This is a genomic window from Mycobacterium talmoniae (assembly GCF_001854525.1).
Lineage (GTDB): Bacteria > Actinomycetota > Actinomycetes > Mycobacteriales > Mycobacteriaceae > Mycobacterium > Mycobacterium talmoniae.
Map to the genome: position 1 here is coordinate 38,785 of NZ_MLQM01000005.1, position 26,252 is coordinate 65,036.

Sequence of the window (26,252 nt, forward strand, 5' to 3'; positions counted from 1 at the left end):
GGCGTGAGAACGGCGGTGGTGCGGGTCGACGTCGACCCGACGGGTCGGCTGACCCCCGAGCAGCTGGCCGCCGGCATGGCGGCGCTGCGCGACCTGGCCGCCGGCGAGGGCGTCGACGTGATCGACACCGATGTCGCGGCGATGCCGGTGGGGCGACGCCACGTGCAGCTGCTGATCGGCGGCACCAGCGCCGACGAGGTGACCCGGGCCGGGGTGCAGCTGTGCGCCAAGGCGTTTGACACCACGCCGGCGGCGGGGGTGGTCACCTACGTGAGCCGGGGCACCGACGACGACGTGCACGGGGTGCTGGCCGGGTTCGGGTTGACCGGCGACATCCGTCGCGCGCCGGGGCCCGACGGCTTCGACGTGGTGCATGTGACGTTGCGGGAGGCGGACCTGCAGCGGGTCGGCGAGAGCCGCATCCACACCGCGTTGGAGGCGTCGCTGAACTGCGAGGTCCACATCCACACCGGCTGAGGTCATCAGCGTCCCAGGAATTCCAGGATGGCCGGGGCGGCCTGCACCCAGGTGTCGAACATGTTGAAGTGCTTCACCTTTCCGGCCGCGCGGTCCTCGGCGGCTCGCTCCCAGGCGTCTTCCGGCCACGGCGGGTCGATCAGCTCGGAACCCTTGATCAGGCAGCTCACCTCCAGCGAGGTCCGCTTGGGGTGGTCCCAGTCGTTTTCCCCGCCACGGATGATCAGCGTGGGAACCGTGATCCGGTCGAACATTTCGTCGTCCACGCCGGGGATGGTCTGGCCGGGCTTGGACACGAAGGCGTTGAGCCAGCGCAGCATCACCTTGAGGAACTCGTCACGGTCCAGGTCGAGGAACCGCTGCTTATTGGCCGGGTTGGCTTCGATGCGTTCCTTCCATTCGGAGACGTTCAGCAACGCCTCCACCCCGCCGCCGCGCACCGCCAAAATGCTGGGCACCACGTAGTAGGACCCCAGCACGAAGGTGCCGTACACGCCGCCAACGATGTTCCACAACACCAGCTTGGTGACGAGTTCGGGATACAGCATGGTGGTCAGCATCGAGTCCCGGGCGCCACCGGAGCCGCCGGCGAGGATGCACGGTCCGGTATCGAGGGTGGTCAGCAGCTGCTGCAGGGTCTCGGCCCGCATATGCGATTCGGACTGCCCGTAGAACTGCACATCGGAGGCCCCGCAGTTGGGCCGGTCCCACAGCAGCACCCGGTAGCCGCCGGCGACCAGGGCGTCGGCCAGTGGACGCAACCCGGGGATCTCCTTGGAAAACCGACCCCCGGGGGTCAGCACGATCAGATCGCCGGACGTGCCGAGGATTTCGTAGACGACGTTGCCGCCGTTGATTTCCACAGAGGCCACCAATACTCCTGTGTGCTAGGCCTGGACCAGGACGTCGTTGCCGACCACCCGGACCGGGTAGGTGCGGATACTCCACTCGGGTTTGACCGCGGTGGTGCCGGTGGCGAGTTCGAAACCCCATTGATGCCACGGGCAGTAGATGTATTCCAGGTCCCGCACCATCACCGCGTCCCCGGGTGCGGTCTCGTCGACCACGGTGCGGCCGCGCAGTCGCCCGGAGCACAGCGGACCGCCCTGGTGTGGGCAGAAGTTCGCGATGGCGTAGAAGGTGCCGTTGATGTTGTACACCCCGACACCGTGATGCCCGATCGGCACCAGTTTGTGGGTGCCGGGCGGGATTTCGTCGACGGTCGCCACGACGTGCTCGCGGCCCTGGGCCAGCCGGGGCCGCTTGATCTCTTCGGTCATTCAGAACACCCGCACCTGACCCTCGAGGGCCGGGACCGTGTCGGGAAGGTGGTAGGTGGCCAGGCCGTTTTTGAACATGACCGCTTCGCGGGCCGCCTTGGGCAGGTGTTTGACCAGCCAGCGGGGGTCGTCGAAGGTCCAGTGCGGATAGTCCGAGGAGTACAGCAGGATCTTCTCGCACTCCATCCACTCGAACGCCCGGGTCAACTCGGTCTTGTCCTCCGGGTAGTCCAGCGGCTGGGTGGTGAACTTGATGTGGTCCTTGACGTAGTCACTGGGTTTGCGCTTGATGTCCAGCCAGGGTTTGCGGGCCTCGTAGATGGCGTCCATCCGCCACATCAGCGGCAGAATCCAGGTGAAGGCGTGCTCGACCAGCACGATCCGCAGCGTCGGGAACCGGTCGAAAACCCCGTCGAACACCAGGCTCATCACCTGGTTCGCCGCCAGCAGCGAGTAGGTGACCATGAAGTCGTGGTTGTAGCTGGGCAGGCCCACCGGCGGCATCGGCAGCTCCTCGTGGTGGCTGCGGGACAGGTGGCAGCTCACGGTGATGTCGTGTTTGGTGGCCGCCGCCCAGATCGGGTCGTATTTGGGGTCACCCCAGGCCGGGCGCGGCTCGGCCTTGATCAGGATCTGCGCCATGTAGGGGTGACCCGCCCACTTCTCGATCTCGGCGACCGCCCCGGCGGGATCTTCGATCGCCAGGCAGATCGACCCGCGCCACCGCTGGTGCCAGTTGTTGTGGCTGTCCAGCCAGTGATTGGCCTGCCAGTCGTTGAGCGCGCACGACATCGCGTGCTGCGCTTCGGGGATCCGGGCCGGGTAGGCGGCGGGTTCCAGGATCGCGTAATCGGCGCCCGCCTCCATGATCAGCTGTTTGAACGCGAGCTCCGGGCTGCTGCCGGGGAACTCGCCGTCGGCGGGGAAGGCGTCGACCCGCATCGCGTAGGCGTGCGCATAGTCGGGGGCGTCGTAGTAGATCTGTTCGCCGACCTTGCGGGGCAGAAAGTACCTGCTGCGCCACGGCTCCGGGATGTACTGGGTCAGTTCACCGCGCCGCGGCACCGGGTGGACGTCGGAGTCCACGCAGCGCACGGCGACCCGCTCGGCCGCCGGTTTGCGTTCTGTGGCTGTCACGGTCATCGTGATCTCCCTTGATCGCAACTCTTCATCAGTGTGCGCCCGCCGCGGCCGGAACGTCTATGCCGTACAGCTCGCTGGCGGTGCGCCAGCACAGCTGGTCGCGCTGGTCGGCGCTGAAGGCGCGGGGCACGTTCAGCTCGTTGCACTGCCAGTGCGGATAGCTGGAGCCGAACATCACCATGTCCTGTTTGCCGGTGAACCCGAACCACTCCCCGGCAAAGTCGGTGTCCCCGGGACCGTCCAGGCTGCCCTGCACGAAATACACGTGCCCGGGCAGGTAGTCGCTGGGCATCTTCGGCGCCCACGGCGTCTGTTCCAGGTGGGGGCGGCCGAAGGTGTCCATCCGCCAGATGAACGGGGTCAACATGTCCGCGGCGCCGTCGGCCCAGACGAACTTGAGCGCGGGCATCCGTTCGAATACCCCTTCGGCGATCATGTTCATCAGGTGGTACAGGTAGTTGCACGCCATAAAGCTGACGTACTGCTCGTAGGTGCGGGTGTTGCCCGACGGCGTCGGCGAGGCGGCGATGCCGGCGCCCACCTCGATGTGCGCGGCCACCGGCAAGTTGGCGTCGACGGCGGCCTCCCACAGCGGCCAGAACTGCGGCTTGCCGAACAGCTCGCGGGACTGCAGCGGCACCCCGATCTGCACCACCCGGGGGTGGTCTTTCCACTTGTCGATTTCGCGCAGCGCACCGGCCAGGTCATCCGGGTTGACCCGGATGGTGCCGCGGAACCGCTCGCCGAATTCAGCGTGCTCCAGCCAGCGGGACACCAGGATCTCGTTGTGCGCGGCCGCGATCGCCGAGCCCAGGTGCCGGTCCGGCATGACCCCGCGGGTCATCGGGTGCAGCACCGCCACGTCGACGCCGCGCTCGCTAAACAGCTGCTGGGCAACGACATCGGGGTCCGACCCCGGGTACTGCCCGTCGGGTCCGGTGGTGCCCGGCGCGTACTCGCCGCCCGGCGCGCCGTACCAGTCCATCTCGTAATCGGGGAAACCGCGACTTTTGTACGGCTCCCGCAGGAAGCTGCGCAGGTCCTTGTTGGATTGGGCGAAGATGTGCACGCTGGCGTCGATCACCGGCGTGCGGGTGCCGTCCGGGTGTTCTCTCATTCACGCCGCCCTTCGCCGTGTCGCCGACCCGGGGCCATCGGGTCGCGCGGTGCAGCCTCGCCCGCAGACTGACATCCAGTGTATAGCTCTGTTCTTGGTTTGCAAGAATACTGTTCTCCTCTTTGGGTGTCCGAGACGCCGCTGGCAGTCGCGCTCCGCAGCCCACCATGGTTCGGACGTGCCGCGGCAGCACGCTATCTCAGGGAGAGATCATTACATCCGTTAATGAGAATGTTATTCTCCTAGCGAGCCGTGAAGGAGGTGACCGCGATGCTGCTGGAGTTCGACGCCGATCAGCGACTATGGCAGGACACGGTGCGGGACGTGGTGGGCAAGCAGTGCCCGCCCTCGCCGGTCCGCAGTGTGGCCGAAGAGGGTGCCGACACCAGCCCGCTCTGGAAGGTCTACGTCGACCTGGGCTGGCTGGAGTTGAACGAGCCGGCCAACGCGGTGGAGTTGGCGATCGTGCTCGAAGAATTGGGCCGCGCCACCGACCCGACACCGCTGCTGGCCACCATGACCCAGTTCGCCCCGCTGGCCGGCGAGCACTACGAGGCGTCCGGCGAGGTCGGGGCCGCCGTGTTCGGCGGTGTGGCCGCACACCGCGACGCCGAGGGCTGGGTGTTGGACGGGACCGCGCTGCACGTCCTCGACGGGGACCGCGCCGATCGGTTGGCGGTGGTCACCGAATCCGGGGTGTTTCTTCTCGACGCGGCCGCGGTGACCGCGCGGCGCAGCTCGGTTTTCGACCCGACGCTGCACGTCGCCGACGTGTCGTTTGCCGGGGTGCGGATCCCCGACAGCGCCCGGGTGGCGGTCGACGTCGAACGGGCCCGGCACGTGGCGCTGACCGGGATGGCGATCACCATGGTCGGCGCCTGCCAGCGGATCCTCGACCTGGCGCTGGAGCACGTGCGCAGCCGCCAGCAATTCGGGGTGCCGATCGGGTCGTTCCAGGCCGTGCAGCATAAAGCGGCGGATATGCACGTGGCCATCGAGCGGGCCCGGGCGCTGGCGTATTTTGCGGCGCTGACGATTTCCGCCGACGACCCGCGGCGGCGGATGGCCGCCGCGATGGCCAAGGCGGCCGCCGGGGAGTGCCAGTCGGTGGTGTTCCGGCACGGCTTGCAGCTGTTCGGGGCGATGGGGTTCACCTGGGAGAACGATCTGCAGTTTGCGCTCAAGCGCGCCAAGGCCGGCGAGCTGATGCTCGGCGGCGCGGCCGAACATCGCGCCATGATTGCCGAGGAGCACCTTGCAGCTCACGTTTGATCCCGACGTCGAAGCCTTCCGCGCGGAGTTCATTACCTTCCTCGAGGAACACCTGCCCGACGAAGCCGACACGCTGGAACGGCCGCGGTCGGTCTCGCACATGCCGGACTGGGCGCGCCGGTGGCAGCGGCTGCTGTTCGACAACGGCTGGCTGCTGCCGGGCAACCCGCCGGAGTTCGGCGGCCGCAACGCCACCCTGCTGCAGCAGTTCGTGCACCTCGAGGAGCTGTGCCGGCGCCGCATCTACCACAGCTTCAACCCGCAGGGCGTGAACATCATTGCCGCCTCGCTGCTGTCGTTCGGTACCGATGAGCAAAAGCAGCGCTGGGCGGTACCGATCCTGCGCGCCGAAATCACCGCGTCGTTGGGTATGAGCGAGCCGTCCGCCGGCTCCGATTTGGCGTCGTTGCGCACCCGGGCGGTGCAGGACGGCGACGAGTTCGTCGTCAACGGCCAGAAGGTCTGGACCTCCGGGGCCCACGACGCCGATGTGCTGCTCACCTTCGTCCGCACCAACCCCGACGCCCCAAAACACAAGGGCATCAGCGTGTTGCTGATCCCCACCGACACCCCCGGGGTGGTGTGTCGCCCGTTCCCCACCATCTGCGGCATCGACGACAAAGACTTCAACGAGGTGTTCTTCACCGATGTGCGGGTGCCGGCGGAGAACCTGGTCGGCCCGCTCAACGGCGGCTGGCGGGTGGCCAACGGGTCATTGGGGCACGAGCGCACCATGATGTGGCTGGGTTTCGCCGACCGGCTGGACAACATCATCGCCGACTTCCGTCCGCACGGCGCGCTGCAGCGCGACCAGTACGCCACCGCGCTGATGGACTATCAGGCGCTGCGCCTGCTCGGGTCGAAGGCGTTGGCCCGGGCGGCGCGCGGCGAGGAGGACGTGCCCGCGCTGTCGGTGCTCAAGCTGCTCGGTTCGGAAGCGGAGATGTTCGCCTCGGGGTACGCGCTGTCGGCCGCCGGCGTCGACGGCCTGGCCCACCCGGCGAACTCGGGGCCGTATGCGCCGATGAACTTAGACAGCTACTTCGCCAGCTGGTTCGAGCGGCATGCTCGCAGCTTCTCGGGCACCATCGCCGGCGGCACCTCGGAGATCCACCGCAACATCATCGCCCAACAGGTGCTGGGCCTGCCGCGGGGCTGATGAAGATCGCGCCGACTGTGCGGTTTGATACGCGATATGCACGTCTGGCGTATGAAACCGCACAGCCACGAACGCACTGGTTTCGCGGTGGGCCCTCGCTCTTCAACAAAGCGAGCACGGCGTAGGCGCCGACGACGGTCAAGTCCGCTTGCGCTGCTTGGAGGCGACGATGTCGTCAGCCCGAGCGTGACGGCGAGCCTCGTTGGTGCTGGGGCGTCGCGGATACTTACCGATGAGGTCGCCTACTGGGTCCTCCGGCAGCGGACGCATCACCAATCGGTCGCCGAGGTCCACTACCACGACCCGGTCCGTTTGCCAACGAGCGCGAGCACCGGCTGGGATCGAGACCTGGCCGTTCCGCGACACCTTCATCACGTAGCTGGGCACGCGCAGCCTCCGTTGTATAGATCGTCGGCTCATTGTACGTCCGCGGGCATGGATGCAGTTGGCGCGAGCAGACGCAAAAGCCCCCAAAACGCCGTTGTTTGGGGGCTTTTGCGTCTGCTCGCGCTAAATCACCACCGCGTCCTTGTGCTCGGTGATCGGGCGGGCGCACTGCTGCTCATCGCAGATGCGCTGCAGCTTCGCCAACGTCTCGTCTAGGCCCGGGCCCAGCCGCGGGCCCGGGGTGAAGGTCGCCGGCAGGTGCCGCATGCCCTGGATGACGCCGATGGTGTCGTAGTGCACGGTGCCTTCCGGGACGCACCGGTAGTCCGGCATCCGGTCCAGCACCGCAGTCAGCATCGCCTTGAACACCGTGCGCGCCACGTTGGAGCCGACGCAACGGTGCACGCCGATACCGAAACTGAAGTGTCGGTTCCCCTTGCGGTCCAGGATGATTCGGTTGGGTTCATCGAACACCGCCGGGTCCCGGTTGGCCATCGCCCACGAGATCCACAGCCGCTCACCCTCCTTGAACTGGGTGCCTTCGACCTCGACATCCGCCGAGATGGTGCGCCCGTCACCCGGAGCGGGCGTGAAGTAGCGTAGGAATTCCTCGGTGGCCGGGTTGAGCAGGGTATCGCGCTGGCGGCTGAGCAGCTTACGCTCGTCGGGATGCTCGGACAGCCATTCCAGCGAGTGGGCAGTGAGGGCCGTGGTGGTGTCGAAACCCCCACCGATGACCAGGCCGAGATTGCCCAAGATCTCCAGATCGGGGGCGGGCTCACCGTCGATGCGGGCCTGCAGCAGCCCGTTGACAATCCCGGGTCTCGGATTCTCCCGGATCTCGTTCATGTGGGTGATCAGGTCGATGCCCATCTGGCGGTGCATCTCGGCGACCCGTGCCGCATCGGGGGAGTGCTCGGGCGTGTAGACCGCGGCGTGCGTCGGCTCACTGTAGATCGCCCACTTCTCCAGCGGGATCCCCATCATGGCCAGGGTCAGCACCGCGGGCACGATGTTGGCCAGATCGTCGACGAAGTCGATCTGGCCGGTTTCGATCTTCTCGTCGAGGCTGGCGCGGACGATCTCGTGGATGAAGGGCTCCCACCGCTTGACCGCGGCCGGTGACAGGTACGGGTTGAGCACGTTGCGGTAGGTCCGGTGTTCCGGGTCGTCCATTTCCAGGATGCCGCCCCGAACGTAGCTGGCCCGCTGTGCGGTGGGGATCGAAATTCCCTTGTACCCGTTGCGTTCCCCGGTGAGGTCGTGATCGTTGGACACGTGCGGGCAGCGCGCCAGCTCGAAGACCTCTTTGCTGCCGGCGGCCACCCAGTGCCCGTCGTAGGTGTCCGTCCACGCCATCGGACACCGGGCGTGCATCTCCTCGGTGATCTTTTCGAACTGCAGCCGGTACTCCGGGGTGTGCCGATCGAAGTAGTAGCGCTGTTTTTTCCGATCGTTGTCGGCGACGATGTCGTCAACACTCACGGTGCGTCCTCCTCGAGATTGATCGCCTGCTCCGGGCAGGACTGCGCGGCCTCGCGCACCGCCGCCTCCTGATCCGCCGGAACGATTTCGTTCACCGCCGACGAGTGGCCGTCGATGTCGTCGAGCACAAAGGACTCGGGGGCGATCATCGAGCACAAGGTGTGCCCTTGGCACCGTTCTGAGTCAACCCATACCTTCATCGTGCCGCTCCTAAATTTCTCAGACGTGGTAGTCGTACCACTTCAAATAGCCACCGGCGTCGACCCGCAACTGCATCCCGGTCACGTACCGGGCCTCGTCGGAGGCCAGCCACAGCACGGCGTTGGAAATGTCCTCCGGCTCGATGAACGGCACCTTCATCGCCTGCTGCACGTAGAACACCGGTTCGGCGTCGGCGCGGGTCGGGTGCTCCAGGTCCGGGCGGAACGACCGGTACATCGGCTCGCTTTGCAGCATGTCGGTGTTGCAGTTGGTCGGGTGGATGACGTTGGCCCGGATCCCGCGCACCGCGACTTCGGTGGCCAGGTCGTGCACGTACTGCGCGATCAAGCGTTTGGAGGTCATGTAGGCCATCCCGCCCGGGTCGTTGCCGGGGTTGGCCTTTTGGTGGGCGTCCATCAACGCCGCCGCCGACGAGGTGGCGATGATCGAGGCGCCCTCACCCAAGTGCGGCAGCGCGACCTGGATGCCGTTGATGGTGCCGACGAGGTTGGTGTTGATGACGTCGGTCCAGGCCTGCAGCGGCGGCTCGCCCTTCATGCCGGCCACCCCGGCCTGCGCGACGACGATGTCGAGCTTGCCGAACTCGGCCAGCCCGGTCTCCAGCGCGGTTTTCAGTGCCGCCGCGTCGCGCACATCGGCCTGCGCGGTGACGATGCCCTGCCCGGTCTTCTCCACCAGCTTGGCGGTCTCTTCCAAATCCTCGGGCCGCGCCATCGGATAGCCGATGGTCTCGATGTCCTGACACAGGTCGACGGCGATGATGTCGGCGCCCTCTTCGGCCAGCCGCACCGCATGGCTGCGGCCCTGACCACGCGCCGCCCCCGTGATGAATGCGACCTTGCCCGCAACGCGTCCCACAGCTGTTCCTTTCGTTAGTGCACCCTTTGGTATGTCATCAGGTGTTGCGGCCGCCGTTGACGCCCAGGATCTGACCGGTGATGTAGCCGGCCTCCTCGGACGCCAGGAAGGCGCACGCCGCGGCGATGTCCTCCGGCTTGCCGATGCGGCGCACCGGGGTTTTGGCGATGTTGGCTTCGACGTCACCGAGAAAGCCGCGGCTCTCGGCGCTGCGCAGCATCGGGGTGTCGATGAAACCCGGCGGTACCGCGTTGACCGTGATGCCGGCCGGCCCGTATTCCAGGGCCAGCGTCTTGGTGAGGCCGTTGACGGCCGATTTGGCGGCTACATAATGCGCCATGTACGGGGTGCCGGAGTGCGTGCTCGACGACGAGATATTGACGATGCGGCCCCACCCGGCCTCCACCATGTCGGGCAGCACCGCCTGGATGGTGTGGAAGACCCCGTTGAGGTTGACGTCGATGACCCGCTGCCAATCCTCGAAGGTGATGTGGCTGAACTTCTTGAAACCGTCCAGCCCGGCGGCGTTGACCAAGATGGTGACCGGCCCCAGCTGCTCCCGGATGTCGGCCAGCGCGGCGTCCACCGCGGCGCGGTCGGTGACGTCGGCGGCAAACGACAGCTCGGCTTCGCCGGGTTTGAGGTCGATGGTGGCCACCCGGTGGCCGTCGGCGCGCAATCGGTGGGCGACGGCCGCGCCGATGCCCGAGGCGCCCCCGGTCACGACAGCTGTCCTCACGCGCGGGCCGTCTCAGTCACAAAGAATCTCCCTTCCGAATATGAGAACCATACTCTCATACTTGTGGTTCTGGCAAGGTTCGAGCGGAACGGCTCCCAGCTGCGGAAAAGTTGACTCGTGGGTCAATTCTGTGCCGGATGCGCAGGTCAGACGGTTTTGCGATTTGTCTTGTGTTCTCGTTGTCGGTATGTAAGATTCGCCGGAGATGAGAACGCGATTATCCAACCGAGGGGAGATTGAATGGGCGCGCAGGGCACGGCGGCGACCATCGCGGGTGGTCAGCAGCGGGCGGACGGAGCAACCGCCGCTGAGCAAGCTGTGGACCGGCGGTTGCTGATCGATGGCCGGCTGGTCGCCGCGGATGCGGTGTTCGCCTCGCTCAATCCCGCGACCGGCGAGGTGCTGGGGTACGCGCCCGACGCCGGGGTCGAGCAGGCCCAGGCCGCGATCGCGGCGGCGCGCCGCGCGTTCGACACCACCAGTTGGGCCACCGACGTCGATCTGCGGATCCGGTGCCTCGAGCAGCTGCACCAGGCGCTGGTCGCCCAGCGCGACGAGCTTGCCGCGCTGACGATCGCCGAAGTCGGCGCCACCCCCGCGCTGACCCAGGGCGCCCAGCTGGACCAGCCGATCGAGATCGTGCGCTACTACGCCGATCTGCTCAAGGGCTACCCGCTGACCGAGGACCTCGGCAACATCGAAAGCCGCGGCATGCAACACCACCGGTGGGTGGAGAAAGAGGCCGCCGGCGTCGTCGCGGCGATCATCGCCTACAACTATCCCAACCAGCTGGCGCTGGCCAAGCTGGCGCCCGCGCTGGCCGCCGGCTGCACGGTGGTGCTCAAGGGCGCCCCGGACACGCCGCTGATCACGCTGGCGCTCGGCGAAATCATCGCCAACCACACCGACATCCCGTCCGGGGTGGTCAATGTGTTGAGCTCCTCGGACCCCAATGTCGGTGCCGCGCTGACCACCAGCGCCGACGTCGACATGGTCACGTTCACCGGCTCCACCCCGACCGGCCGCGCGATCATGGCCGCCGCCAGCGACACCCTCAAGCGGGTGTTCCTGGAACTCGGCGGCAAATCGGCGGCGATCGTGCTGGACGACGCCGACTTCAACACCGCGGCGGTGTTTTCGGCGTTTTCCATGGTCACCCACGCCGGGCAGGGTTGCGCGCTGACGTCGCGGCTGTTGGTGCCCAACAGCCACCACGACGAGATCGTCGAGCTGGTCAAGGCCAACTTCTCCCACGTGCGCTACGGCGACCCGACCGACCCGAAAACCTACATGGGTCCGCTGATCAGCGAGAAGCAGCGCGACAAGGTCGACGCCATGGTGAAAAGGGCCGTCGCCGCTGGAGCTAGCTTGGTCACCGGCGGCGAGAAGGTGGACCCGGGCTACTTCTATACCCCGACGCTGCTGACCAACGTCGACCCGGACGCCGAGATCGCCCAGGAAGAAGTGTTCGGGCCGGTGCTGGCGGTGATCGGCTACGACGATGACGACGACGCGGTGCGGATCGCCAACAACTCGATCTACGGGTTGTCCGGGGCGATCTTCGGCAGCGCCGACCGGGCGTTGGCGGTGGCCCGCCGGATCCGCACCGGCACGTTTTCCATCAACGGCGGCAACTACTTCAGCCCCGACGCCCCGTTCGGCGGCTACAAGCAGTCCGGGATCGGCCGGGAGATGGGGGTGGCCGGGTTGGAGGAGTTCCTGGAGCGCAAGACGTTCGCCGCGCCGGTAGTCGGAGACGCCGGATGAAGCCGCTGGACGGCATCCGCGTCCTGGAAGTCGCGATGTACGGGTTCGTCCCGTCGGCCGGTGCGGTGCTGGCCGAATGGGGCGCCGACGTCATCAAGGTCGAGCATGCGGTGACCGGCGACCCGCAACGCGGGCTGCGGCAGACCGGCATGCTGCGGGTCGAGGGCGACCCGAACCCGAATATCGAGCACGCCAACCGCGCCAAGCGCAGCATCGGCCTGGACATGTCGGTGCCGGAGGGCCGGGAGGTGCTCTTGGAACTGGCGCGGCGCTCCGATGTGTTCCTGACGAGTTTCCTGCCCGGGCACCGCAAGAAGTTCGGCATCGACGTCGACGACATCCGGGCGGTCAGCCCGTCGATCGTCTACGCCCGGGGCAGCGCGCTGGGGCCGCGCGGCGCCGAAGCCGAAAAGGGTGGCTACGACATGACCGCGTTCTGGTGTCGCGCCGGAACCGCCGCCACCATCACCCCGCCCGGCACCGAGGGCATGATCGGGCCGCCCGGACCGGCCTACGGCGACACCATCTCCGGCACCAACCTGGCCGGCGGGATCGCGGCGGCACTGCTGAAACGGGAACGCACCGGCGAACCGTCGGTGGTCGACGTCTCGTTGCTGGGCAGCGGGCTGTGGGCGATGGGGCACACGGTGGCGCTGACCACGCACCTCGGCGAGCGGCTGGAAGCCCCCGCCCCGGGCGTGCACGGCTCGCCGATCAACCCGCTGGTGGGGTTGTACCCTACCTCCGATGGCCGATACATCTCGTTGGTGATGATGCAGCCGACCAAGTTCTGGGCCGACGTCTGCCGGCACATGGACCTCGACGATCTCGCCGACGACCCGCGGTTCGGCACCGCCGAAGACATCGCCGCCAACACCGCCGAGGCGGTGCAGATCCTCACCACGGCGATGGCCAAGCGCCCCCTGGCCGAGTGGAGCGAACGGTTCGCGACGCTGTCCGGGCCGTGGGCGCCGGTGCAGGACACCCTGCAAGCCGCCGACGACGCCCAGATCCGCGCCAACGAATACCTGGTGCAGGCCGGCGAACTCGAACTGGTCGCCAACCCGGTGCAGTTCGACGTCGCCGCCCCGGCCACCGCGGCGGCCCCCGGCTTCGCCGAGCAGACCGAGGAGATCCTGACCGAACTCGGCCTGGACTGGGACCGCATCATCGAACTCAAAGCCGCCGGCGCGGTCACCTGAGGCAGGAACCCGATGCCCTACGTCGCCGCCGTTGGCACCTACCTGCCGTGTTGGGGAACCCCCCAGCACCGGCAGGCCGGTGACGACGAAGACGCCATCACGCTGGCCGTGGAGGCCGGCCGCGCCGCGCTGAGCGGCGGCGGTGCGGTGGAACGCGTCGTGGTGGTCAGCCGTGATCTGCCGCTGACCGACAGCAGCAACGCCGCGGTGCTGCTGGCGGGGCTGGGCCTGGATCCCGAACTCGAGGTCGACGAGCGGCTGGGCGGCGCACCGGCCGCGCTGGACGCGCTCAGCTCGGCCCGGCCGCGCACCCTGATCCTCGGGGTGGACCTGGGCCCGGCCGGGGCCGCCGCCGTGCTGACCGCCGAGGACGGGCTGCGGGTGCGGACCGCCGCCCGGATCGCGCGCAGCCTGCCGGTGCGGACCCGCAATGCCGTTGGCGTGGTGCACGATTACGGTGACCCGCGGCTGCTGCACGAACGGGGTGTGGTGGCGTCGTTGGACGCGGCGTGGGTGGACACCCCGCTTGCGGTGGCCGGGGTGGACCACGGGCAGGCGGTGGAGCTGTGTACCGGCTCCCCGCCGCGGCTGCCGACGCTGGGCGCCAGCTCGGGGTTGTTCGCGCTGGCCGCGCTGGCCGACTCGCAGACCACGGGCCGGCTGGTGGCCGTCGAGCAGGCCAGCCTGTCCGGGATCACGGTGGTCGGTGGGACGGCGCGGATCTGTCGGCGCGAACCCAGCGCGCGGGCGCTGCCGGACACCGCGATCGCCGCCGGGGCCGAGATCCCGATTTCGCTGGCCGCCTACGAGCGGGCGTTTGAGGCCAAGGTCCGGTGGGAGGCCGGCACTTTCGGCGAGAACGACCAGCTGGACTTCCCGCCGCGGTACCGGGTCGGCGAGGACGGCTCGTTGGCGACCGACTACGAGCTGGTGCCGCTGCCGCGCACCGGCACCGTCTACACCGAAGCCACCGTGCACATCCCGGTGCCGGGGCTGCGGACCCCCTACTCGCTGGTGATCGTCGAACTCGACGACGTCGCGGTGCGTGCCCTGGTGAAAGTGACCGGCGCCCAGCCGGGCTCGGTGGCGATCGGCGACCGCGGCCGGCTGGTGCTGCGCCGGATCGCGGTGCGCTCCGGCGTGCCGGACTACGGGTATGCCTTTCAGCCTGAGGGGGCGGCCGCGTGAGGCCGGGGAGCGGCGCGTGAGGAGGGTGGCCATCGTCGGGGCCGGCATGACCCCGTTTGCCGAGCACTTCGCCTTGGGCATCAAGGATCTGCTGCCGATGGCGTTCGCCGACTGCGCCGCCAGCGTCGACAAGGGCATCGCCAAATCCGATCTGCAGGCCGCCTGGTTCGGCGCGATGGGCACCACCGACGGGTTCCCGTCCGGCATCCTCGCCGACGCGCTCGGGCTGCCCGAGCTGCCGGTCACCCGGGTGGAGAACTCGTGTGCCACCGGCAACGACGCGGTGCGCAACGCGGTGTTCGGGATCGCCTCCGGCGCCTTCGACGTCGCGCTGGTGATGGGCGCCGATAAGCTGCGCGAGACCGCGTCCAAGGACCTGCTGTGGGAGTGGGAGGCGATGGCGCGCGATATGGCGTGGGACTACCCGCTGGGGTTGGTCGCACCGGCCGGGTTCGCGCTGCACGTGCAGCGGTATCTGCACGAGTCGCCGGCCACCAAGGAGCACATGGCGATGGTGGCGGTCAAAAACCACCGGCACGGGGTGTCCAACCCCAAGGCGCGGCTGCGGTTCGAGATCACCGTCGAGCAGGCGCTGGCCGCGCCCACCGTGGTCACCCCGTTCGGCGTGTACGACTGTGCGCCGCAAAGCGACGGCGCCGCCGCGCTGGTGTTGGCCGCCGAGGACGCGGTGGACCGCTTCACCGACCGGCCGGTGTGGATCCGCGGTGTCGGCCTCGGACTGGATTCGGTGATGCACCAGCACAAGTCGGATATGACGACGTTTCCGGCCACCGTCCGCGCCGCCCGGCGCGCGTTCGCGATGGCCGGGTTGACGCCGGCCGACGTCGACGTCGCCGAGGTCCACGACTACTTCACCGCGATCGAACTGATCAGCTACGAAGACCTCGGCTTCGCCGACCGGTTCGGGGCGCACAAGCTCATCGAGACCGAGTCCACCAGCGTCGGCGGCGCGCTGCCGGTGAATCCGAGCGGGGGCCTCAAATCCAAGGGTCATCCGCCGGGGGCGACCGGCGTGGCGCAGTGCGTGGAGCTGTTCGGGCAGCTGCGCGGTCACGCCGCCAACCAGGTTGACGGCGCGCGGATCGGCTTGGCGCACAATATCGGTGGCCCCACCGCGGTGGCGGCGGTCACCATCCTAGAAGGGCCCGGATCCGATGGGGTTTAGGACAGCGGTGGATCGCTGGTCACCGGGAATCGGGATTCCCGGCAATCTGTCCGGGCCGATGCAGGCGGTCGGGGGACTGTTTGCGATGTCCGCCGACGCGGTGCGGTTCATGTTCCGGCGGCCGTTTTATTGGCGGGAGTTCTTGGACCAGTGCTGGTTCATCGCGCGGGTCGCGTTGGCGCCGACGCTGCTGGTCGCGATCCCGTTCACGGTGCTGGTCAGCTTCACCCTCAACATCCTGCTCCGCGAACTCGGCGCCGCCGACTTGTCCGGCGCCGGTGCGGCGTTCGGGGCGGTCACCCAGATCGGCCCGATGGTGACCGTGCTCATCGTCGCCGGGGCGGGGTCCACCGCGATGTGCGCCGACCTCGGCTCGCGCACCATCCGCGAAGAGATCGACGCGATGGAGGTGCTGGGCATCAACCCGGTGCAGCGGCTGGTGGCGCCGCGGATGCTGGCCGCCGGGCTGGTAGCGCTGCTGCTCAACAGCCTGGTCGTCATCATCGGCATCCTGGGCGGCTACACGTTCTCGGTGTTCATCCAGGATGTCAACCCGGGTGCGTTCGCCGCCGGGATCACCCTGTTGACCGGGGTGCCCGAGCTGATCATTTCCTGCGTCAAGGCGGCGCTGTTCGGTCTGATCGCCGGCATGGTGGCGTGCTATCGCGGCCTGACGATTTCCGGGGGCGGCGCCAAGGCGGTGGGCAACGCGGTCAACGAAACCGTGGTGTATGCGTTCATGGCGTTGATGGTGATCAACGTGCTGGTGACCGCCATCGGTATCCGGATGACGGCGCGGTAGATCATGGGAAACCGCGTCACCCTCAAGGCGACCTATCCGCGCATCGCGCGGGAGATCCGGCGCCCGGTCGGCGTCCTCGGACGGCTCGGGGACCACACCTTGTTCTACGGCAAGGCGCTCGGCGGGGCGCCGTTCGCGGCCACCCGGTATCGGCACGAAATCATTCGGCTGATCGCCGAAATCAGTATGGGCACCGGCACCTTGGCGATGATCGGCGGCACCGTGGTGATCGTCGGGTTCATGACGTTGGCCGCCGGCGGCACCCTGGCCGTGCAGGGGTATTCCTCGCTGGGCAATATCGGCATCGAGGCACTGACCGGCTTTTTGGCGGCGTTCATCAACGTGCGGATCGCGGCCCCGGTCATCGCCGGGATCGGCTTGGCCGCCACCTTCGGCGCGGGCGCGACCGCGCAGCTGGGGGCGATGCGGATCAACGAGGAAATCGACGCACTGGAGTCGATGGCGATCCGCCCGGTGTCGTACCTGGTGTCCACCCGCATCGTGGCCGGCATGATCGCGATCACCCCGCTGTATTCGATCGCGGTCATCTTGTCGTTCGTGGCAAGCCGCTTCACCACGGTGGCGCTGTTCGGCCAATCCGCCGGCCTCTACGACCACTATTTCCAAACGTTTCTGAACCCGATCGACCTGTTGTGGTCGTTTTTGCAGGCCGTACTGATGGCGCTGACGATCCTGTTGATCCACACCTACTTCGGCTATTTCGCCTCCGGCGGACCGTCCGGGGTCGGCGTCGCGGTCGGTAATGCGGTGCGCACCTCGCTGGTTCTGGTGGTCTCGGTGACGCTGCTGGTCCAGCTGTCCATCTACGGCTCCAACGGCAACTTCAACCTGTCGGGGTAGAGGACGTGACGCGAACCTTGACACACGAGCAGGAACCCACCGGCCAGCACCGTGCCACCGCGGCGGTCACCCCACGCCGACGCCAGGGCACCCCGAGCTATGTGCGCCCGCTGCTGGGCTTGGCGACCGTCCTGATGGTGGTCGCGGCGGTCGCGGTGACGGCCGGGTTGTTCCGCGGCAGTTTCACCACCAGCGTGCCGGTGACCGTCATCTCCACCCGCGCCGGCCTGGTGATGAACCCGGACGCCAAAGTGAAAATGCGTGGCGTGCAGGTGGGCACGGTCGGCGCGATCGAGGCCCGGCCGGACGGCACCGCCGCGCTGCGGCTGCAGATGGATCCCGCCCAGCTGCGGCTGATCCCGGCCGACGTGCGCGCCAGCATCACCTCCTCGACGGTGTTCGGCGCCAAGTTCGTCGAGCTGGTGCCGCCGCCGCATCCCTCGCCGAAGCGGATGTACGCGGGTCAAATCCTCGACGGCGAGCACGTCACCGTCGAAATCAACACCGTCTTCCAGCAGCTCACCCGGGTGCTGAACAAGATCGATCCGATGAAGCTCAACGAGACCCTCGGCGCCATCTCGACCGCCTTCAACGGCCGCGGTCAGCAGATCGGCCAGGCACTCACCGATTTCGACAAATTCCTCGCCGCCATCGAGCCGAGCCTGCCGCAACTGGAGACGGAAACGGCGACCATGCCACCGGTGTTCGCCGCCTACGCTGACGCCGCGGCGGACCTGACCGCCACGGTGGCCAACAGCACCACGCTGAGCAACAGCATCGTCGACGAGCAAGGCAACCTCGACGGCTTCCTGCTCAGCTCCATCGGGCTCGCCGACGTCAGCAACGACGTGCTGGGCGGCAACCGGCCCGCCCTGACGACCCTGGCCCAGACGCTGCTGCCGACCGCCGAGCTGCTCGACAAGTACCACGAGCACCTGGGCTGCGGGGTCGGCGGGCTGGTGCCGTTCGCGAAGACGCCGCCGTTCCCGGTGCCCGGCATCATCATCGCCGCCAGCTTCACCTTGGGCTCGGAACGTTACCGCTATCCCAACGACCTGCCGAAGGTCGCGGCCAAGGCCGACCGCTCGTACTGCAAGGAACTCGGGTTGCCCGACGTGCCCCCGGAATACCGGGTGCCCTGGATGGTGGCCGACACCGGCGCCAACCCCAACCAGTACGGCAACCAGGGCATCCTGTTCAACTCCGACGCCCTCAAGCAGGCCCTGTTCGGGCCGCTGGGCGGACCGCCCCGCAACAGTGACCAGACGGGGATGCCCGGATGACCGGCTCGTATAAGACGCTGCTCAAGTTCGGCGCCTTCGCCGCGGTGATGGTGCTGATGACCGTGCTGCTGTTCGCGATCTTCGGTGAGGTGCGCACCGGGTCGACCGTCGGCTACAGCGCCGTGTTCAACGATGCCTCGCGGCTGCGCGCCGGCGACAGTGTGCGGGTCGCCGGAGTCCGCGTCGGCACCGTCGGCGATGTGGCGTTGCGCGGCGACGGCACCGTGCAGGTCAAGTTCGACGCGGACCGCAATATCGCGTTGACGACCGGTACCCGGGCCGCCGTGCGCTACCTGAACCTGGTCGGTGATCGCTACCTGGAGCTGGTGGACGGACCGGGCTCGACCCGGGTGCTGACGGCCGGTGCACAAATCCCGCTCGACAAGACCGCGCCGGCCTTAGACCTCGATCTGCTGCTCAGCGGTCTCAAACCGGTGATTCAGGGCCTCAACCCGCAGGATGTCAACGCGCTCACCGCGTCCCTGATCCAGATCATGCAGGGTCAGGGCGGCACCATCGAATCGCTGCTGTCTAACACGTCGTCGTTCTCCACCGCGCTGGCCGACAACAACCAGGTCATCGAGTCGCTGATCGAGCGCCTGCAGCAGGTGCTGAACACCTTGTCCGCCGACGGTGACCGGTTCGCCGGGGCGATCGATCGGCTCCATACGCTGATGGATGGTTTGGCGCAGGACCGCGACCCGATCGGGACCGCGGTGACCGCACTCGACAACGGCACCGCATCGCTGGCCGACCTGCTCGGCAACGCGCGGGACCCGCTGAAAAACACCATCACGCAAGTCAACCGGTTGGTGACCAACATCAACGCCGACCAGTCCCAGCTGGACGTGTCGCTGCAGAAGGCACCGGAGAACTACCGCAAGGCCATCCGTCTGGGTGCCTACGGCGGCTTCATCCAGTACTACATCTGCGGTGTCGCCATCCGGGCCAGCGATCTTCAGGGCCGCACGGTGGTCTTCCCCTGGATCAAACAGGAGGAGGGGCGATGCAAAGACACCGATTGATCGCCCCCGCCGGAAGGGGCCGGGGCTGATGCTCAAATACCGCGGATCCGGGTTGGTCAGGGCGGGCGTGATCGGCGTCGTGCTGATCCTGTGCATTGTGGCCGTCGGGCTGCAGCCGGAACGGCTGACCGAGTGGGCCACCTCGGTGCGCTATCAGGCCCGGTTCACCGAGGCCGGCGGCCTGAGCACCGGCAACGACGTCACCCTGTCGGGCATCAAGGTCGGCACGGTCTCCGACATCGCGCTGGACAACGGCGAGGCTCTGGTGACCTTCACCCTGGCCGGCAAATACCCGCTGGGGTCGCAGACCACCGCGCACATCCGGACCGGCTCGCTGCTGGGCGAGCGGGTGTTGGCGCTGGAACCGGCGGGCAGCACCCGGATGCGTCCGCGCGAGGTGATCCCGACCACCCGGACCTCTTCGCCGTATTCGCTGACCGACATGGTCGGCGAGCTGACCAGCAACACCAAGGGCACCGACACCCAATCGCTGAACAACTCCCTGGACACCCTGTCGGCGACGATCGACCAGATCACCCCGCAGCTGGGCCCGACCTTCGACGGGTTGAGCCGCTTGTCGAAGTCGCTGAACAGCCGCAACGAGAGCCTCGCCGACCTGCTCAAATCCGCCGCCGACGTGACCGGCATCCTGTCCGAGCGCAGCCAGCAGGTCAACACGCTGATCCTCAACGCCAACGATTTGGTGGGGGTGCTCAACGCCCGCCGGCAGGCGATCGTCAACCTGTTGGCGAACACCTCCGCGGTGTCGCGGGAGCTGTCCGGCCTCGTCGCCGACAACGAAGCCCAGCTCAAACCGAGTCTGGACCAAATCAATTCGCTGAACGTGGTGTTGGAGAAGAACCGCGACAACATCGCCAAGGCGCTGCCCGGCCTGGCCAAATACGAACTGACCCAGGGCGAGACGGTCGCCAACGGGTTCTACTACAGCGCCTACATCCCCAACATCACGCTGCCGCAGTTGCTGCAGCCGTTCCTGGACTACGCGTTCGGCTTCCGGCGCGGCGTCGACGCCGGTCAGCCGCCGGACAACGCCGGGCCGCGCGCCGAACTTCCGTTCCCGGTCAACGGCATTCCCCAGCCAGGAGATCTTCCGCCACGATGACGACACGGACTTCGCTACGGATCGCGACCGCGGTGCTGCTGGTCGCGCTGCTGGGTGCCGGCGTGCTGGTGCACCACCTGGCGGTCAAGCCGGCCACGATCACGGCCTACTTTTCCAGCGCGACCGCGATCTACCCCGGTGACGAGGTGCGGGTGGCCGGTGTCAAGGTCGGCACCATCGAGCGCATCGACCCGCAGGGAACCCAGACCAAATTCACCCTGCGGGTCGGTCACGGGATACCGATCCCGGCGGGTGCGAAGGCGATCATCGTCGCGCCCAACCTGGTGGCAGCGCGGTTTGTTCAACTGACGCCGGCGTATCACAATGGCGACGGCCCCACCCTGTCCGACGGCGCGGTGATCCCGCGGGAGCGGACCGCGGTGCCGGTGGAGTGGGACGAGGTCAAAACCCAGTTGAACCGGCTGGCCACCGAATTGGGCGAGCACGGCACGGTATCGGGCACCTCGGCCGCCCGGTTCATCGACAGCGCTGCGGGCGCCATGGCCGGCAACGGCACCAAGCTGCGCGAGACGCTGGCCCAATTGTCCGGGGTGGCGCGGATCTTCGCCGAGGGCAGCGGCAATATCGTCGACATCATCGAGGGCCTGCAGACCTTTGTCACCGCCCTGCGCGACAGCAACCAGCAGATCGTGGTGTTCGAGGACCGGCTCGCCACGCTGACCAGCGTGGTGGACGACAGCCGGTCCAATTTGGATGCGGCGCTGACCGACCTGTCCACATCGATCGGTGAGGTGCAGCGGTTCGTGGCGGGCAGCCGCGCCGAAACCACCGAGGCGGTGGGGCGGTTGGCCAACGTCACCCAGACGCTGGCCGACTCCAAGGATGCGCTGCGCAACATCCTGCACATCACCCCGAATGCCATCTCCAACACGCTGAACATGCTCAACCCGACCAGCGGCACTCCGATCGGGTCGATCGGGTTCGTGAACATGTCCAACCCGGTGAATTTGATCTGCGGAATGGTCGGCGGTGTCGAGAATGTGACCGCGCCGGAGACCGCCAAGCTGTGCGAGCAGTATCTGGGCCCGGGGCTGCGGCTGCTGAACTTCAACGGGTTCCCGTTGCCGATCAACCCGTATCTGGGTAAATCCGGCAGCCCGGACAAGCTGATCTACACCGACCCGGCGCTGATGCCCGGTGCCGAAGGGAAGCCGCGCCCGCCCGAACCGGCGCCGGTGATCTCGGCCTACACCGGGCTGCGCGGGGACGTGGCGCCGCCACCGGGCTGGGGGGTGCCGCCGGGTGTGCAGGGCGCCTACGCCCCGGACGGATTGCCGGCCGTACTGTCACCACCGGTGTACCCCGGCGCACCGCCGCCGGGCGCGGTCACCTTCGACGGGATGATGCTGCCGGACGGACCGGCACCGGGACCCGAACCCAGCCTGCCCGCGGAAGGGACGCCACCATGATCGGTTTGCGCGCCGCCCGGCGCACCCTGGCCGTCGGTGCCGCGGTGGCGTGCACCGCCACCGGTTGCGCGTTCGGGGGGCTGAACTCGGTGCCGCTGCCCGGCGCGCAGGGACACGGCAGTGGGGCACAGCGCTTCCACGTCGAACTGGCCAATGTCGGGACGCTGGAATCCAATTCGCCGGTGATGATCTCCAATGTGGTGGTCGGCAGCGTCGGCAAGATGACGGTCGACAACTGGCACGCCAACGTCGAGGTGTCGGTCAACCCGGGCGTGGTGGTGCCGAGCAACGCGGTCGCCACCGTCGGGCAGACCAGCCTGCTGGGCTCGATGCACCTGTCGCTCGACCCGCCGGTGGGGCAGGCGCCGTCGGGTCGGCTGGCGCCGGGGGCCACCATTGCCGTCGGCTCGTCGTCGACCTACCCGTCCACCGAACAGACCCTGTCCTCGCTGGCGGTGCTGGTCAACGGCGGCGGGCTGGGCCAGATCGGTGACATCATCCACAACTTCAGCGCCTCGATGTCCGGGCGCGAATCCGACATCCGCGACCTGATCAGCAGGCTGGACCGGTTCACCGCGGTGCTTGACCGGCAGCGCGACAACATCGTCGCGTCCATCGAGCAGTTGAACCGGGTGGCCGACACCTTCGCCGACCAGCGCCCGGTGCTGCAGCGCGCGCTGCGCGAAATCCCCCCGGCGATCGACGTGTTGATCAAGGAACGGCCCACGCTCACCACCGCGTTGGAGAAGCTGGGGCAATTCGGCGACACCTCCACCGCCTTGGTCCACGACGCCGGTGACCAGTTGGTGGGCGACCTGGCCCACCTCGAGCCGGCGATCAAGGCGCTGGCCGACGTCGGCCCCGATTTGAACGCCGCCTTGGCCTATGGCTCGGCGTTCCCGTACGGCGCCAACGCCATCGAACGCGCCGTCCGCGGGGACTACCTGAACCTGTTCGCGGTGTTCGACCTGACCTATTCGCGGCTCAAGCGGTCGTTGTTCGCGGGCACCCGCTGGGGTGACGAGAACGCGAAACTTGTCCCGGCGCCGGGCGATCCGTGGTATCTGAACTACTCCTACGATCCGCTGATGAGCCCGCTGAGCGCGCCCGCCCAGACACCGCCGGCACCCGACGCGCCGGCACCGGCCGCGGCTCCGGTGCCGGTGCCGACGCCGGGTGGGCCGGTACTGCCGGTCACCCCGCCCGAGCAAGCCCCGGCGCCCGCGTCGACACTTTTCGCCGGCCCCTACCCGGCGGCTGCACCGGGAGGCGGTGGCTAGATGCTGACCCGTTTTGTTCGGACCCAATTGATCCTGTTCACCATCGCCTCGGTGATCGGTGTCGCGGTAATGCTGTTCAGCTACATGCAGGTGCCGACCCTGCTCGGGATCGGCAAGCTGACCGTCCAGCTGGATCTGCCGAAAACCGGGGGGCTGTACCGGTTTTCGAATGTCACCTACAACGGTGTGCAGGTCGGTCGGGTCACCGACGTCGCGTTGACCGAGACCGGCGCCCGGGCCACGTTGTCGCTGGACCGTTCGCCGCGGATCCCGGCCGATCTGCGGGCGGCGGTGCGAAGCGTCTCGGCGGTCGGGGAGCAGTACGTCGATCTGCTGCCCAACACCGATGCCGGACCGTACCTGCAAAACGGCTCGGTGATCCCGGCGTCGAACACGGTGGTCCCGCAAGAGGTGGGTCCGATGCTCGATCACCTCAGCGCACTGCTGGACACCATCCCGAAACAGAAGATCAGCGACCTGCTCGACGAAACCTTCCTGGCCTTCAACGGCGCCGGGTTCGACCTGCAGTCGCTGCTGGATTCGACGGCCACCATCAGCGGCGACGCCAACCGGGTGTCCGAGCGGCTGCGCACCCTGATCAACGACAGCGGCCCGCTGCTGGACTCCCAAGCCCAAAGCACCGCGGCCATCCGGACCTGGGCGCACAGCCTGGCCGGGATCAGCGACCAACTGGTCGCCAACGATCCGCAGATCCGCACCGTGCTGCAGCGCTTCCCGGGCTTCGCCGACGAAGTGTCCGGTCTGCTCAACGGGATCAAACCCACCCTGCCGATCCTGCTGGCGAACATGACCACGGTCAGCCAGGTGCTGATGGTGTACAACCCGGCGGTCGAGCAACTGATGGTGCTGCTGCCGGGATACATCGCGCAACAACAGTCGTTCGGTGTGCCCAAGAACAACGCGACCGGGTTGCCGCAGGGGGATTTCAGCCTCACCATCGGCGACCCGAACCCCTGCACGGTGGGCTTTACTCCGGCCTCGCAGCGGCGGTCGCCGGCCGACACCACCACCATCGACACCCCGGACGGCATGTATTGCAAACTGCCGCAGGATTCGCCGATCTCGGTGCGCGGCGCCCGCAACTTCCCGTGCATCGAGCATCCGGGTAAGCGCGCCCCGACCGTCGAACTCTGCGACGACCCCCGCGGATTCGTGCCGATCGCGATGCGACAGCACCTGACCGGACCCGGGGCATTCGACCCGAACCTGATCAAGCAGGGCATCCCGGTCGACGACCGCGTCGACTTCCAAGACCGGATCTTCGGCCCGGTCGAGGGCACGCCACTACCGCCCGGTGTCGGGCCGCCGGGGGCGCCCGCGCCGGATGCCGCGGCGCCGGAGGCCCCCAGTCCGGGCCCGGAAGCGTCGGCACCGGGTCCGCCGGAGGCCCCGGGCGCAGCGCCGTCCGCCTATAGCGGAGGCGGCCCGTCGGTGGCGGTGCTGCCTTACGACCCGCGCACCGGCAAGTACCTGACCCCCGACGGGCGATTCGAGCAGCAGACGTTGCCCGGGGCGCCCAAGTCGTGGACGGATTTGATGCCGACCTAGCGAGGAGATGCAATGCGAGCACTGGTAGTGACCTTGGCCGCGGCGCTGCTCGGATTCGGCGCCGCGGTGACACCCGCGCAGGCCGAGCCGCTGGGGTTCGAACTCAACGGCAGCTACCGGGTCACCTCAAACGGCGAGTGGGCCAAGACCAACGAGGTGTACATGGACGAAGCCACCGTGGTGTCGGTGTGGACGATCAGCTCGAGTTGCGAGAACGCGCACGTCTGCACCGGCCAGGTCAGCAGCGACCAAGGCTGGACGGCGCCGCTGGAGTTCCGCAGCACCCGCTGGATCGTCGACCGGTACCACGAGAACTGGCAGACCTGCCCGGACGGCACCACCTCGCCGGGTCGTCAGCGCTACCAGTTCCAGGGCAGCGATAACAACGGGCAGTACACCAAAGCGAACACCGACTTACTGGTGGGCTACGACCGGACCATCGGCATCAGCGGCGCCTGCGGACGCAACCAGCCGACGGTGATTCTGCTGCCATTGACCCTGGTCCGGCTGTAGCGGAAGGTGGAGTCGCCGATGGGAAATCGTCGCAGAACGCTGGCCGGGCTGGCGGCGGCACCGGCTGTGGCGTTCATGTCGCTGAGCACCGCCGTTCCGGCGGCCGCCGATCCGCCCGCGGCCTGCGACTATCCGGCGTGCACCCCGGGCATCGCGGCGCACGTGGTGCTGGGGGCGCCGTGTGACAGCACCACCTACTACGTGTTCGGGGTGACCGACTGGGGTCGGATGGTGTTCTGCGGCTCGCCGCGGCGTTACGACCCGCGCTGGTTCCGATCACCGGAGATGCACGGCGTCAAGGACGAGAACTCCGACTGCGCCGGCTACGACGGTGATGTCGCGCAGGCGCCCGACGGACTGTTTTTGAGCTGTAACCCCCGCGACGGCGCGGCCCTGTGGCGCCGCGGGGACACCTAGCCAGGAGAGGAGCCCCGGTGCACAAGATTCTTGGTGTGCTCGCGGCGCCGGTGTGCGCCGCCACGATGCTGGCGTCGCCCGCCGGCGCGGACATGCGCTACGGCAACTACGAAGTGCTCAGCGACCGCTGGACGGATGCCTCCTGGGTGTGGGCGGTGTATCCGTGCGAGACGCCGGGTCAGTTCGACCAGATGCCGGCCGGGTGTGTGCTGGTGAGCGCACTGCCCCGGCCGCAATTCGGGAAGTACTACGGCGGCACCGCCAAACTGGTGGACGGCCGCTACTCGTTTACCTCCGACGTGCCCGACGGCCTGCGCTGCCCCGGCGCGGCGCTCCCGAGCCGCGACACCTACACCTGGGATGCCAACAGCTTGGCCGGCACCATCGAATCGCATTTCGACGTGGGCTGTTTCAACGGGCCGCCGGGGGTGAACACCTGGGATTTCGCGTTGACGCGCATGTAGCGC

At 67.8% G+C, this 26,252-nt stretch carries 26 protein-coding genes; 18 read left to right on the plus strand and 8 right to left on the minus strand.

The window, feature by feature from the left end:
* Window positions 1–3: 3 nt before the first annotated feature.
* A complete protein-coding gene (locus BKN37_RS02205; RefSeq protein WP_071020670.1) occupies window positions 4–477 on the plus strand; it encodes a hypothetical protein in 474 nt (157 codons plus the stop codon).
* A 5-nt stretch (window positions 478–482) separates the two neighbouring features.
* On the opposite strand, the gene BKN37_RS02210 is transcribed toward BKN37_RS02205, so the two are convergent.
* Genes BKN37_RS02210 through BKN37_RS02225 form a run of 4 tightly spaced genes read right to left on the minus strand, consistent with a single transcriptional unit; the run spans window position 483 to window position 4,017 of the window.
* Window positions 483–1,349 (minus strand): alpha/beta fold hydrolase, encoded by an 867-nt coding sequence (locus BKN37_RS02210; protein ID WP_071020673.1) that lies wholly within the window; start codon window positions 1,347–1,349, stop codon window positions 483–485.
* 15 nt (window positions 1,350–1,364) lie between these two features.
* On the minus strand, window positions 1,365–1,757 hold the full coding sequence (locus BKN37_RS02215; protein ID WP_071020676.1) for a Rieske (2Fe-2S) protein: 393 nt from the start codon (window positions 1,755–1,757) through the stop codon (window positions 1,365–1,367).
* Complete coding sequence (locus BKN37_RS02220) at window positions 1,758–2,900, minus strand: amidohydrolase family protein (RefSeq protein WP_071020681.1); 1,143 nt, start codon at window positions 2,898–2,900, stop codon at window positions 1,758–1,760. It abuts the gene before it with no gap.
* Between the two features lie 28 nt (window positions 2,901–2,928).
* Window positions 2,929–4,017: an amidohydrolase family protein gene (locus tag BKN37_RS02225; RefSeq protein ID WP_071020685.1), complete on the minus strand. Its 1,089-nt coding sequence runs from the start codon at window positions 4,015–4,017 to the stop codon at window positions 2,929–2,931.
* Between the two features lie 270 nt (window positions 4,018–4,287).
* On the opposite strand from BKN37_RS02225, the gene BKN37_RS02230 reads away from it, so the two are divergent.
* On the plus strand, window positions 4,288–5,289 hold the full coding sequence (locus BKN37_RS02230; RefSeq protein WP_071020852.1) for an acyl-CoA dehydrogenase family protein: 1,002 nt from the start codon (window positions 4,288–4,290) through the stop codon (window positions 5,287–5,289).
* Entirely contained in the window at window positions 5,273–6,448 is a 1,176-nt protein-coding gene (locus tag BKN37_RS02235) for an acyl-CoA dehydrogenase family protein (RefSeq protein ID WP_071020689.1), read from the plus strand. Before BKN37_RS02230 ends, BKN37_RS02235 begins: the two co-directional genes overlap by 17 nt.
* Window positions 6,449–6,958: 510 nt before the next feature.
* Here BKN37_RS02235 and BKN37_RS02240 read toward each other — a convergent pair.
* Genes BKN37_RS02240 through BKN37_RS02255 form a run of 4 tightly spaced genes read right to left on the minus strand, consistent with a single transcriptional unit; the run spans window position 6,959 to window position 10,139 of the window.
* On the minus strand, window positions 6,959–8,320 hold the full coding sequence (locus tag BKN37_RS02240) for a cytochrome P450 (protein WP_071020692.1): 1,362 nt from the start codon (window positions 8,318–8,320) through the stop codon (window positions 6,959–6,961).
* On the minus strand, window positions 8,317–8,520 hold the full coding sequence (locus tag BKN37_RS02245; RefSeq protein WP_071020697.1) for a ferredoxin: 204 nt from the start codon (window positions 8,518–8,520) through the stop codon (window positions 8,317–8,319). The genes BKN37_RS02240 and BKN37_RS02245 overlap by 4 nt, the downstream gene beginning before the upstream one ends.
* Window positions 8,521–8,539: 19 nt before the next feature.
* Complete coding sequence (locus BKN37_RS02250) at window positions 8,540–9,400, minus strand: mycofactocin-coupled SDR family oxidoreductase (RefSeq protein ID WP_071020700.1); 861 nt, start codon at window positions 9,398–9,400, stop codon at window positions 8,540–8,542.
* A gap of 37 nt (window positions 9,401–9,437) precedes the next feature.
* Window positions 9,438–10,139 (minus strand): SDR family NAD(P)-dependent oxidoreductase, encoded by a 702-nt coding sequence (locus BKN37_RS02255; RefSeq protein ID WP_071020703.1) that lies wholly within the window; start codon window positions 10,137–10,139, stop codon window positions 9,438–9,440.
* A gap of 240 nt (window positions 10,140–10,379) precedes the next feature.
* Here BKN37_RS02255 and BKN37_RS02260 point away from each other — a divergent pair, with 240 nt between their 5' ends.
* The 15 genes from BKN37_RS02260 (at window position 10,380) to BKN37_RS02330 (ending at window position 26,249) form a co-directional block, all read left to right on the plus strand.
* On the plus strand, window positions 10,380–11,906 hold the full coding sequence (locus BKN37_RS02260; protein WP_071020707.1) for an aldehyde dehydrogenase family protein: 1,527 nt from the start codon (window positions 10,380–10,382) through the stop codon (window positions 11,904–11,906).
* On the plus strand, window positions 11,903–13,108 hold the full coding sequence (locus BKN37_RS02265; RefSeq protein WP_071020711.1) for a CaiB/BaiF CoA transferase family protein: 1,206 nt from the start codon (window positions 11,903–11,905) through the stop codon (window positions 13,106–13,108). Before BKN37_RS02260 ends, BKN37_RS02265 begins: the two co-directional genes overlap by 4 nt.
* 12 nt (window positions 13,109–13,120) lie before the next feature.
* Entirely contained in the window at window positions 13,121–14,296 is a 1,176-nt protein-coding gene (locus tag BKN37_RS02270) for a Zn-ribbon domain-containing OB-fold protein (protein ID WP_071020714.1), read from the plus strand.
* Window positions 14,297–14,312: 16 nt separating this feature from the next.
* Complete coding sequence (locus tag BKN37_RS02275; protein ID WP_071020718.1) at window positions 14,313–15,482, plus strand: thiolase C-terminal domain-containing protein; 1,170 nt, start codon at window positions 14,313–14,315, stop codon at window positions 15,480–15,482.
* On the plus strand, window positions 15,472–16,284 hold the full coding sequence (locus BKN37_RS02280; protein ID WP_071020722.1) for an MlaE family ABC transporter permease: 813 nt from the start codon (window positions 15,472–15,474) through the stop codon (window positions 16,282–16,284). Before BKN37_RS02275 ends, BKN37_RS02280 begins: the two co-directional genes overlap by 11 nt.
* Before the next feature lie 3 nt (window positions 16,285–16,287).
* Window positions 16,288–17,145: an MlaE family ABC transporter permease gene (locus BKN37_RS02285; protein WP_071020725.1), complete on the plus strand. Its 858-nt coding sequence runs from the start codon at window positions 16,288–16,290 to the stop codon at window positions 17,143–17,145.
* A gap of 5 nt (window positions 17,146–17,150) precedes the next feature.
* Window positions 17,151–18,428: an MCE family protein gene (locus tag BKN37_RS02290; protein ID WP_194074176.1), complete on the plus strand. Its 1,278-nt coding sequence runs from the start codon at window positions 17,151–17,153 to the stop codon at window positions 18,426–18,428.
* Window positions 18,425–19,453, plus strand: coding sequence for an MCE family protein (locus BKN37_RS02295; protein WP_071020730.1), 1,029 nt, complete (start codon window positions 18,425–18,427; stop codon window positions 19,451–19,453). The genes BKN37_RS02290 and BKN37_RS02295 overlap by 4 nt, the downstream gene beginning before the upstream one ends.
* Window positions 19,454–19,481: 28 nt before the next feature.
* On the plus strand, window positions 19,482–20,576 hold the full coding sequence (locus BKN37_RS02300; protein ID WP_071020734.1) for an MCE family protein: 1,095 nt from the start codon (window positions 19,482–19,484) through the stop codon (window positions 20,574–20,576).
* Window positions 20,573–22,006: an MCE family protein gene (locus BKN37_RS02305; RefSeq protein WP_071020736.1), complete on the plus strand. Its 1,434-nt coding sequence runs from the start codon at window positions 20,573–20,575 to the stop codon at window positions 22,004–22,006. Before BKN37_RS02300 ends, BKN37_RS02305 begins: the two co-directional genes overlap by 4 nt.
* Window positions 22,003–23,286 carry an MCE family protein gene (locus tag BKN37_RS02310; RefSeq protein ID WP_071020741.1) on the plus strand — a complete coding sequence of 428 codons (1,284 nt, stop codon included), beginning with the start codon at window positions 22,003–22,005 and terminating at the stop codon, window positions 23,284–23,286. Before BKN37_RS02305 ends, BKN37_RS02310 begins: the two co-directional genes overlap by 4 nt.
* A complete protein-coding gene (locus tag BKN37_RS02315) occupies window positions 23,287–24,855 on the plus strand; it encodes an MCE family protein (RefSeq protein ID WP_071020746.1) in 1,569 nt (522 codons plus the stop codon).
* Window positions 24,856–24,867: 12 nt separating this feature from the next.
* On the plus strand, window positions 24,868–25,368 hold the full coding sequence (locus BKN37_RS02320; RefSeq protein ID WP_071020751.1) for an Rv2253/PknI dimerization domain-containing protein: 501 nt from the start codon (window positions 24,868–24,870) through the stop codon (window positions 25,366–25,368).
* A gap of 18 nt (window positions 25,369–25,386) precedes the next feature.
* Entirely contained in the window at window positions 25,387–25,785 is a 399-nt protein-coding gene (locus tag BKN37_RS02325) for a hypothetical protein (RefSeq protein ID WP_423212753.1), read from the plus strand.
* Window positions 25,786–25,850: 65 nt separating this feature from the next.
* On the plus strand, window positions 25,851–26,249 hold the full coding sequence (locus tag BKN37_RS02330) for a hypothetical protein (RefSeq protein ID WP_071020862.1): 399 nt from the start codon (window positions 25,851–25,853) through the stop codon (window positions 26,247–26,249).
* The last annotated feature ends 3 nt before the right edge of the window (window positions 26,250–26,252 follow it).

Bases quoted from the DNA above. Each gene is read 5' to 3' on its own strand.
- BKN37_RS02270 (WP_071020714.1), top strand. From the start codon at position 13,121: ATGCCCTACGTCGCCGCCGTTGGCACCTACCTGCCGTGTTGGGGAACC.
- BKN37_RS02285 (WP_071020725.1), top strand. From the start codon at position 16,288: ATGGGAAACCGCGTCACCCTCAAGGCGACCTATCCGCGCATCGCGCGG.
- BKN37_RS02215 (WP_071020676.1), bottom strand. From the start codon at position 1,757: ATGACCGAAGAGATCAAGCGGCCCCGGCTGGCCCAGGGCCGCGAGCAC.
- BKN37_RS02315 (WP_071020746.1), top strand. From the start codon at position 23,287: ATGCTGACCCGTTTTGTTCGGACCCAATTGATCCTGTTCACCATCGCC.
- BKN37_RS02300 (WP_071020734.1), top strand. From the start codon at position 19,482: ATGCTCAAATACCGCGGATCCGGGTTGGTCAGGGCGGGCGTGATCGGC.
- BKN37_RS02330 (WP_071020862.1), top strand. From the start codon at position 25,851: ATGCTGGCGTCGCCCGCCGGCGCGGACATGCGCTACGGCAACTACGAA.
- BKN37_RS02325 (WP_423212753.1), top strand. From the start codon at position 25,387: ATGGGAAATCGTCGCAGAACGCTGGCCGGGCTGGCGGCGGCACCGGCT.
- BKN37_RS02225 (WP_071020685.1), bottom strand. From the start codon at position 4,017: ATGAGAGAACACCCGGACGGCACCCGCACGCCGGTGATCGACGCCAGC.
- BKN37_RS02220 (WP_071020681.1), bottom strand. From the start codon at position 2,900: ATGACCGTGACAGCCACAGAACGCAAACCGGCGGCCGAGCGGGTCGCC.
- BKN37_RS02310 (WP_071020741.1), top strand. From the start codon at position 22,003: ATGATCGGTTTGCGCGCCGCCCGGCGCACCCTGGCCGTCGGTGCCGCG.
- BKN37_RS02280 (WP_071020722.1), top strand. From the start codon at position 15,472: ATGGGGTTTAGGACAGCGGTGGATCGCTGGTCACCGGGAATCGGGATT.
- BKN37_RS02320 (WP_071020751.1), top strand. From the start codon at position 24,868: ATGCGAGCACTGGTAGTGACCTTGGCCGCGGCGCTGCTCGGATTCGGC.
- BKN37_RS02245 (WP_071020697.1), bottom strand. From the start codon at position 8,520: ATGAAGGTATGGGTTGACTCAGAACGGTGCCAAGGGCACACCTTGTGC.
- BKN37_RS02295 (WP_071020730.1), top strand. From the start codon at position 18,425: ATGACCGGCTCGTATAAGACGCTGCTCAAGTTCGGCGCCTTCGCCGCG.
- BKN37_RS02260 (WP_071020707.1), top strand. From the start codon at position 10,380: ATGGGCGCGCAGGGCACGGCGGCGACCATCGCGGGTGGTCAGCAGCGG.
- BKN37_RS02265 (WP_071020711.1), top strand. From the start codon at position 11,903: ATGAAGCCGCTGGACGGCATCCGCGTCCTGGAAGTCGCGATGTACGGG.
- BKN37_RS02305 (WP_071020736.1), top strand. From the start codon at position 20,573: ATGACGACACGGACTTCGCTACGGATCGCGACCGCGGTGCTGCTGGTC.
- BKN37_RS02230 (WP_071020852.1), top strand. From the start codon at position 4,288: ATGCTGCTGGAGTTCGACGCCGATCAGCGACTATGGCAGGACACGGTG.